The 8,570-nt window shown below is 31.9% G+C and carries 9 protein-coding genes; 5 read left to right on the top strand and 4 right to left on the bottom strand.

Translation table 11 applies throughout. From position 1 onward, the window contains the following. The 3 genes from HMPREF3058_RS12375 to HMPREF3058_RS02040 form a co-directional block, all read right to left on the bottom strand. Positions 1–316 (bottom strand): YSIRK-type signal peptide-containing protein (locus HMPREF3058_RS12375; RefSeq protein ID WP_065427546.1); only part of this gene is annotated, 316 nt, incomplete at its 3' end. Between the two features lie 418 nt (positions 317–734). Next, the gene (locus tag HMPREF3058_RS02045) at positions 735–887 is read right to left on the bottom strand and encodes a beta-class phenol-soluble modulin (protein ID WP_002437676.1); all 153 of its coding nucleotides are present in this window, start codon (positions 885–887) and stop codon (positions 735–737) included. A 205-nt stretch (positions 888–1,092) separates the two neighbouring features. Further along, positions 1,093–1,944 (bottom strand): trypsin-like serine peptidase, encoded by an 852-nt coding sequence (locus tag HMPREF3058_RS02040; protein WP_070731078.1) that lies wholly within the window; start codon positions 1,942–1,944, stop codon positions 1,093–1,095. Positions 1,945–2,505: 561 nt separating this feature from the next. Between HMPREF3058_RS02040 and HMPREF3058_RS02035 the strand changes: the two genes are divergently transcribed. From HMPREF3058_RS02035 to HMPREF3058_RS02020, 4 genes are all read left to right on the top strand, one after another. After that, the gene (locus HMPREF3058_RS02035; RefSeq protein WP_002456782.1) at positions 2,506–2,847 is read left to right on the top strand and encodes a hypothetical protein; all 342 of its coding nucleotides are present in this window, start codon (positions 2,506–2,508) and stop codon (positions 2,845–2,847) included. A gap of 192 nt (positions 2,848–3,039) precedes the next feature. Next, positions 3,040–4,014 (top strand): extracellular solute-binding protein, encoded by a 975-nt coding sequence (locus HMPREF3058_RS02030; RefSeq protein WP_070731075.1) that lies wholly within the window; start codon positions 3,040–3,042, stop codon positions 4,012–4,014. Then, positions 4,011–5,549, top strand: coding sequence for a sensor histidine kinase (locus HMPREF3058_RS02025; RefSeq protein ID WP_070731072.1), 1,539 nt, complete (start codon positions 4,011–4,013; stop codon positions 5,547–5,549). The genes HMPREF3058_RS02030 and HMPREF3058_RS02025 overlap by 4 nt, the downstream gene beginning before the upstream one ends. 11 nt (positions 5,550–5,560) lie before the next feature. After that, positions 5,561–6,316, top strand: coding sequence for a response regulator transcription factor (locus tag HMPREF3058_RS02020; RefSeq protein WP_070731070.1), 756 nt, complete (start codon positions 5,561–5,563; stop codon positions 6,314–6,316). A gap of 78 nt (positions 6,317–6,394) precedes the next feature. On the opposite strand, the gene uhpT is transcribed toward HMPREF3058_RS02020, so the two are convergent. Beyond that, the gene (uhpT, locus tag HMPREF3058_RS02015) at positions 6,395–7,774 is read right to left on the bottom strand and encodes a hexose-6-phosphate:phosphate antiporter (protein ID WP_002455961.1); all 1,380 of its coding nucleotides are present in this window, start codon (positions 7,772–7,774) and stop codon (positions 6,395–6,397) included. A 237-nt stretch (positions 7,775–8,011) separates the two neighbouring features. On the opposite strand from uhpT, the gene HMPREF3058_RS02010 reads away from it, so the two are divergent. Beyond that, entirely contained in the window at positions 8,012–8,506 is a 495-nt protein-coding gene (locus HMPREF3058_RS02010; RefSeq protein WP_002469223.1) for an isoprenylcysteine carboxyl methyltransferase family protein, read from the top strand. The last annotated feature ends 64 nt before the right edge of the window (positions 8,507–8,570 follow it).

The raw sequence follows: 8,570 nt of genomic DNA, 5'->3' as shown, positions 1-8,570 counted from the left end.
ATTGAGGTGCTTCTGCATTGCTTCCTTCTTCTGCTTGCAATGTAGAAGACATCTGTGGTGCTTCATTGTTTACAGTAGGTTGATTTGTGTTTTCAAGTGATCTTTCACTACTATCATTTTGATTAGCTTGTGTAATTGGATCAACTTGTTTTTCTTCTGCAGCTTTCGCTTCATGGCTACTACTTCCAAAAATAAGTGTCGAACCAAGTAATATTGAGGCCGTACCAACAGTGAATTTTCTTATAGAATACTTGTTTAATTTGTTAGGTAAAAAATCCACTTTTTTATTAATAGGACCTTGTCTACGTTTGCCCATATTATACCTCCCATGTATTTAATTTTAAATGTAAGATACATATATTTTATGTATCTAGTATGTAATGTTACCTTCTTTTACATTTTAACGCAATACTTTACATATTATTTATGATTAAAAAAATATCATTTTGTATAAATTATTATTTTTTTAATTTTATTTAACTTTAAACCTTTTATTTATTTTTTATAAAGAAGATCAAAATCCATTCAATAGTGAAAATATTTAAAAATAATAATGCGACTTATAAAACTACAAGCATTTGAATAATCAATAATAATGTTAAAAAGAGACAGCTTTATGATGGTATTGTAATTACAAGTAAATGAATATTAAATACAAAAAAGCTAGATACCTATAGGCATCTAGCTCTATTTATAAAACGTAGTTAGTATGAATAGATTATGTAAGTGATAACTTAGTAACCGAATGCATGTGCAATGTCTTGAATAATACCGCCAGCATTCGCTACGATATTAACGATACTTTTTGCTAACTCAGCACCATCTTCTGCTTGTGCTGCTGATACAGTATTAGCAATAGCTTCAGCTAATTTAGAAACATGTTCCACGTTGTATTTCCTCCTCCTAATTAAGTTATCTATAGAGTATCATTGTTGGTTTAAAACAAATTAAACTCAATTTTAAAATTTTGTAAATAACTCAATCGTTCATTATACGTAATTTTGATTTATACTTTAATTTTATATATTAGCACACAATTAATAAGGGGTTTCAACAATTCTGCAATGCATTGTAGAATTATCTTGAGTGGTATTACTTATTATGCTTAAGAATAAAATCTCTTGGATTACCATATAATGATTCTGCACCTGCAACTTCTTGTTGGGCATAAGGATGATTAGAACTACCTCTTAAATTATATCCATACGTACGAACCCCATAAACAACGTACTGGCTATCTACCATAGGAGATCCTGAATCACCAGCTCTAAATTTATCTTTTGTCATGAGTTCTGATTTATTCGATGCTTCTTGTAAAAAACGTAACTTATTCCAGTATGCATATGTATTGTTCCCGTTCATCACTGGATATCCTAAAGAATATAATTTCTTGTTAAATTTTAAACTCTTAATTTTTTGATTGGTTGCAAGTTTAAGTGGTTGCACGTTAGCTTTTTGAGCCATATTTTCTTTAGTTTCAACGACAACCATATCGTATGAAGGGATTTTATATATCTTTTTAGCATGAAATTGATAGGGTATCTTTTTACCGTCTCTGTTTAATTGAAATTTTATTTTACTCGGACTCGTTCTTTGACCATTTTTCTTATCTACAACATGTGCATTGGTTACAAACGTATGATTGCCTACCATAAATCCTGTTCCCATACTATCTTTGCCTGGACCTTTCCAGCCATCCATGTTCGATACTCTTCCTACTGCTTTATATTTATTTTTATGCGCATAGTTATAACGTTTTATGACTATTTGACTATTATCAACTTTCTTCGCTTTATGATATGCAGCACTCGCATTATGATCTTCCATGCCATTGTAATAATAATTTCCTACTGCTTTTGCCTCATGCTGTGTATCTAAAATCATCAATGATAGTACCAAAGTTATGGTTGCTAAAGCTGTTATGAGTGATTTTTTACATTTCATTTTATTCATCCTTTTTATTTTTAAATTAAAGTACATACTAATTATTAAAAATTTATTTTCTGTATCAGTTCAAAAAGATAGTAACCTTAATATATTATATTTTCCACAACATTTATTATAATGATATATTTGAATTTTTGATAGTGTGCCTTTTTCAAAAAACTGTGTCGTAAAATTCTTGTATATAAGCATACTATCACAGTAATTAAGGGTTTCTTTCTCCACACTTCACACAATTTTTTTAATACCCCTTTACTATCAATAGTTATCGAGTTTAACTACATACCTTTTGATATTGGTAAGCTTAATAAAACTTTTCAAACATACAAACAATTGAATATACCATTATTATTCAAAAGAATCCTTTCTAACGAACTATATACTATAATTAAAGTTTTACAAAAATTTGAAAGTCTAAATTTTACATATTTTATATATATAGCGCACTTCATTATTATGCTATAATCTTATTTTGGGTTGGTTTCTATAGATAAACCAACAATTGCATGATTAGTTTATATTATAAATATATTAATATTTAAGATTTTAGGAGATGCACAAATGCTTAAAATTAATTTTTTTAATAAGGAATATGGAGTTTTAAAATCACAAAATTACGAAAGAATTTCACTAGAATTATTGAATAAACATTACCATATAACTGAAAATGATTTTAAAAACAAAGATTATTGTTTGGATAAATTTAATAGTAAAGATACATTTATTGGCGATATAGCACATACAGAGAAAGAGTTAATTTCTTTAATTGAAGATAATATTAAAAATCCTAAAAATATGGAGTATCAAAATCTATCAAGCATATTCGATTATACAGATCATCATAATAACCAACGTGTCTATCACAGTATTTTAGATCTTATTCAAGACAATACGTCTTCTTAAGTTCATACTTGTCTCAATTCCAAACATAAGTCTAGGACGATGAATTCATGAGAATTTGTCATCCTAGACTTTTAATACATATTGATGAGTCCTGCATCTCCCTTACAAATATTGCAAAATATTTAACATTACTTATGTCGTATTTATTGGTAAAATTGTTGTAATAAAAATACATAGAATTGATGGGATATTATGAAAGTTAAACTTTATACGTTGTTATTATTACTCATTTTTCTGATAGCATGCGCTCCAACATCGACTTCACAATCACCTCATCCTTTACGTACGTTGATTGTTTATTCTCCTTATCCATCACATTTAATTCGTCCGATTTTAAATGATTTTGAAAAGCGAGAACATGTGAAAGTTGAAATCAAACATGGCTCAACTCAAGTATTACTATCTAATATTCACAAAGAAGCACTTTCTAAACGTGGGGATGTCTTTGTGGGTGGCGTGTTATCAGAGATGATAGATCATCAAGAAGATTTTGTTCCTTACCATGATCGTTCTACACTGAAACAAATAGAGGATTATCGCTCTAACAACCCATTAGTCACGAGCTTTCTATTGATGCCAACAGTAATTGTAGTGAATAAAGATTTACAAGGTGATATGACTATTCATGGATATAAAGACTTACTTCAGTCTTCACTAAAGGGGCGTGTCGTTTATTCTAATCCTCATTCTACGACGACAGGATACCAACATATGCGTGCGATGTATCATATGCGTCACCAAGTAAGCGATGTGCATCAATTTCAACACCATGCTGTACAGTTATCTAAAAGTTCTCAAGTGATTGAAAAGGTGGCTAAAGGTGCTTATTACGCTGGATTGAGTTATGAACAAGATGCTAGAACGTGGAAACAAAAAGGATACCCTATCTCAATCATTTACCCTACTGAGGGGACGATGTTAAATGTAGATGGTATTGCTTTAGTTAACAATGCACAACCTCATCCCAAACGTAAAAAGTTAGTACAATATTTAACAAGCTGTTCTGTACAACAACGTTTGGCAGAAGAATTTGATGCTAAATCAATACGTAAAGACGTGACTGAAACAAATCACTCATCTATTGAAAACTTGGATCATATTCCACTAATCCCACAATCACGTGTATCCAATATTCCACATCATCAATTTTTGGAGATGATTCAATGAAGACCTATAAGCCGTACCGACATCAATTAAGGCGTTCGCTATTTGCCTCAACGATTTTCCCAGTATTTATGGTGATGATTATTGGTTTAATAAGCTTTTATGCTATTTATATATGGGTCGAACATCGCACCATTCATCAGCATACCTATCAAACTCAAACCGAATTACAACGTATCGACAAACAATTTCATACGTTTGTTACGCAGCAACAAAAACAATGGCGTCATGTTGATTTATCACATCCAGCTGATATCACAAAGATGAAACGCCAACTATTAAAACAAGTCCATCAACAACCTGCGATATTGTATTACGATTTAAAAGGTTCTTCACAATCTTTCACAAACAATTATGAACAATTAGACACAACAAAGATGTATTTAATATCAAAATATCGAATTGATTTTAAAGACGATACTTATATCCTTAAAATATATATGTCAAGCACACCACTACTTAAAAACATTAAGAAAAATAGTGGACAATCTGCACTCATTGTTGATTCATATGATACTGTTTTATATACAAATGACGACCGATTCTCTATCGGTCAAAAATATCAACCACCACAGTTTGGGTTTATGAACGAGTCTTTAAAACTCAATTCTCATCATGCGCATCTTATTATATATAAAGATATTCATGAAACCATTGAAGATGGAATTGCATTACTAGTTGTCATGGGTGTTGTTCTTATTCTGCTTGTTATTTTTGGATATATAAGCGCTGATAGAATGGCAAAGCGCCAATCTGAAGATATTGAAGCGATTGTCCGAAAAATTGATGATGCTAAAAATCGACATCTTGGTAGTTACGAACCGTTAAAAAAACATAGTGAGTTAGAGGAAATAAATAATTATATCTATGACTTGTTTGAATCAAATGAGCAATTAATACAATCTATTGAACAGACCGAACGTCGTTTACGTGATATACAATTAAAAGAAATTGAGCGACAATTTCAACCCCATTTCTTATTCAATACGATGCAAACGATACAATATTTAATTCCTCTTTCACCCAAAGTAGCACAAACAGTCATACAACAACTATCACAAATGCTACGTTATTCTCTACGCACAGCATCGCACACAGTCAAATTAGCAGAAGAATTAAGCTACATTGAGCAGTATGTTGCTATACAAAATATCCGCTTCGATGATATGATACAGCTTTACATCGATGCTCCTGAAGATGTACAACATCAAACAATTGGTAAGATGATGCTTCAACCACTCGTAGAAAATGCCATCAAGCATGGTCGTGATAGTGAACCTTTAAAGATAACAATTCGTATCAGACTTACGAAGCGCAAATTACATATTCTGGTTCATGATAATGGCATCGGTATGTCTCCATCACATTTAGAACACGTGCGCCAATCCCTTCATCACGATGTTTTTGATACGACACACCTAGGTTTAAATCATTTACATAATAGGGCCATGATTCAATATGGAACATATGCACGTCTGCACATTTTCTCAAGAAGCCAGCAAGGGACATTAATGTGTTACCAAATACCACTTGTCTAGGAGGAATAAAGATGTTTAAAGTAGTTATTTGTGATGATGAACGGATTATACGACAAGGTTTAAAACAAATTATTCCATGGAAGGAATATCATTTTACAACTATTTACACTGCCACAGACGGCGTAGAAGCATTGTCTTTAATTCGCCAACATCAACCTGAACTCGTCATTACTGATATACGAATGCCTCGAAAAAATGGTGTTGACCTACTAGATGACATCAAAGACCTTGATTGCCAAGTTATCATTTTATCTAGTTATGACGACTTCGAATATATGAAAGCCGGCATTCAACACCATGTTCTTGATTATTTACTAAAGCCAGTAGACCACACTCAATTAGAGCATATTCTAGACATATTAGTTCAAAGGTTATTAGAACGTCCACATTCTACCAATGATGACGCGGCATATTATACTGCCTTTCAACCATTATTAAAAATTGATTACGATGACTATTATGTCAATCAAATTTTGTCTCAAATCAAGCAACATTATCACAAGAAAGTGACTGTTCTTGACTTAATTAATCCTATTGTTGTAAGTGAGTCATACGCCATGAGGACGTTTAAAGAACATGTAGGCATTACGATAGTTGATTATTTAAATCGTTATCGTATTTTAAAATCATTACATCTTTTAGACCAGCACTACAAGCATTATGAAATTGCTGAAAAAGTAGGTTTTTCTGAGTATAAGATGTTTTGCTATCATTTTAAAAAATATTTACATATGTCACCAAGTGATTATAATAAGCTATCAAAATAGTGCAATCAATCACGAAAAAGCTCCCTACCATAATGACAAAATTTATAGTAGGGAGTATATATTTAAATTCACTTAATCTTAAATTTTTAATTTTCTAATTTTCTTTTCTTCGTAATAAGCAACAATGGCTAATAGTATCATTCCTAAGAATAAAGCTACATAGAATACAATAAAGACATCTGTCCAACCACTCAACGTATACCCAAAAATATTTAGACCATTACGTGTTGGATCAGCGATTGCAGCCAGACCCACTTTAGCCATTGAATCCCCGAATAGATATGCGAATGAACCTGTCATACCGTTAGCGACACTAATTGCATTTTTAGGAACAAAGCCAGTCAGAGATACACCAATGAGTAACTGTGGACCGAAGATTAAAGCGCCTAATGCAAATAGAGAAATATTGACCATTGTCACACTTGTTGCGTTCGTATAAAACAGCACAACAAAGGTAATCATAAACATACATCCAATCGCTACAATCGCACGACGTCCTTTTAAAAGGTCTGAGATATAACCCCATAATAAACTGGCTACTAATGCTCCTATTTCAAAGTAGAAAATAGTATTAACCGCGTCACCCTTATTAAAGTGTAAATGCTCTGATACGTATAGCGGCGCCCAATTATCAATACCAATACGCACGATATATACGAAAACATTTGAAATACACAAAATCCAAATCACTGGATTTCCCAGGATATATTTTTTAAAGATATCCCATTTAGTCATACCTTGAGAATCAATATTTTCTTGATCGATAGGCTCTTCCCAAATTTCTTCAGCACGATTCCAACCTAATTCTTCTGGATCATCTTTCCCAATAAATAATGTCACGATTCCAATGATTAAAGCGATAATAGAAGGAAAAATAAACATCCCAACGACATTACCGTGGAAAAATGTATTCGCACCCCAGAGTGCGACACCGCCAGCAATTGCACCACCAATGTTATGTGATGTATTCCAAAATCCTAAATAACGTCCACGCTTTGTTCGAGGTGCCCACCTTGAAATCGTTGAATAACTTGCAGGCCCACCCACAGATTGAAATATACCGTTAAGCCCCCACAGTACAATTAATAGTCCCATCACAGAGCCGAAGTAACTTAATACAAATCCCATAATAAGTACTGTAATCGCAGATAATATTAATAAGAAGGAAATAATACGCTTCGTATTACGACCATCGACAAAATAACCGAGTAATGTTTTTCCTAAACCGTAAGTAATACTAAACGCTAATCCTATATAACCCAGTTCTAATGTTGATAATCCGATTTCTTCTTTTAATAACGGTTGTGCCGCTTTAAAATTGTTTCGAATTAAATACATCGCCATGTAAACAAAGAATACGACAAAAAACGCTTGCATAAAGTTTCTAAGCCATAATTTGCGTTGTACAGCTAATGGTATCCCTTTGTTTGGTATTTTATGAATATCAAAAAAGTTCATCCCTAACACCCCTATCATTTTCGTTAAAAAATATATATCACATTAATGTAAGCGCTTAATATCCTTAAAAGTATTAAATTATCCAAAAAACTGAACTTAATATGTGAGGTGTTAGAAGAGTTGTGAGTTAGTGCTAAAGTTAATAAATAGTTAATGGCATTTGAAACATTTTCTATATAAAATACTTTGTATTGTATGAGCAAAAGAACATTTATATAACAAACAATGGAGGACATCATGATTTTAACTATCTTATTTATCTTTTTCTGTATTCGACTCATCAGCTTAAAGATATCAATGCAACATGCAAAACAGCTAAAGGTAGATGGAGCCGTGGAATATGGTATTAAAAATTCAAAATTTCTAGCCATTACTCACGTGTTGATTTACATGAGTGCAGCTATAGAAGCATTCATTCGTAAGGATACATTTAGTCTACTTAACGGCATTGGCTTAATCATATTGATCATCGCTTATATCATGCTATTTATAGTTATTAAGACATTAGGTCGTATTTGGACATTGAAATTATTTATACTGCCCAATCACCCTATTATTAAGTCAGGGTTATATAAAGTAACGAAACATCCAAACTATTTTTTAAATATCATTCCCGAATTAATTGGTGTATTACTACTAACAAATGCTACATACACAACACTCTTATTAGTTCCATATGCTTATTTTTTAATTGTACGTATCCGTCAAGAAGAGAAATTAATGAATATATAAAATAAAAAGCCTACAATCACGAAATTCATTATTAGACTGACCCCAATTTGTGGGAATTATATAA

Origin of the sequence: Staphylococcus sp. HMSC068G11 (assembly GCF_001815825.1) — a bacterium.
Classification (GTDB): domain Bacteria; phylum Bacillota; class Bacilli; order Staphylococcales; family Staphylococcaceae; genus Staphylococcus; species Staphylococcus epidermidis.
The sequence above is the reverse complement of the archived record's forward strand: the minus strand, read 5'-3'. Positions and strand labels throughout refer to the sequence as shown.

Excerpts from the sequence above, each read along its gene's own strand:
- HMPREF3058_RS02040 (WP_070731078.1), bottom strand. The coding sequence starts at position 1,944 with ATGAAATGTAAAAAATCACTCATAACAGCTTTAGCAACCATAACTTTG.
- HMPREF3058_RS02035 (WP_002456782.1), top strand. The coding sequence starts at position 2,506 with ATGCTTAAAATTAATTTTTTTAATAAGGAATATGGAGTTTTAAAATCA.
- HMPREF3058_RS02030 (WP_070731075.1), top strand. The coding sequence starts at position 3,040 with ATGAAAGTTAAACTTTATACGTTGTTATTATTACTCATTTTTCTGATA.
- HMPREF3058_RS02025 (WP_070731072.1), top strand. The coding sequence starts at position 4,011 with ATGAAGACCTATAAGCCGTACCGACATCAATTAAGGCGTTCGCTATTT.
- HMPREF3058_RS02020 (WP_070731070.1), top strand. The coding sequence starts at position 5,561 with ATGTTTAAAGTAGTTATTTGTGATGATGAACGGATTATACGACAAGGT.
- uhpT (WP_002455961.1), bottom strand. The coding sequence starts at position 7,774 with ATGAACTTTTTTGATATTCATAAAATACCAAACAAAGGGATACCATTA.
- HMPREF3058_RS02010 (WP_002469223.1), top strand. The coding sequence starts at position 8,012 with ATGATTTTAACTATCTTATTTATCTTTTTCTGTATTCGACTCATCAGC.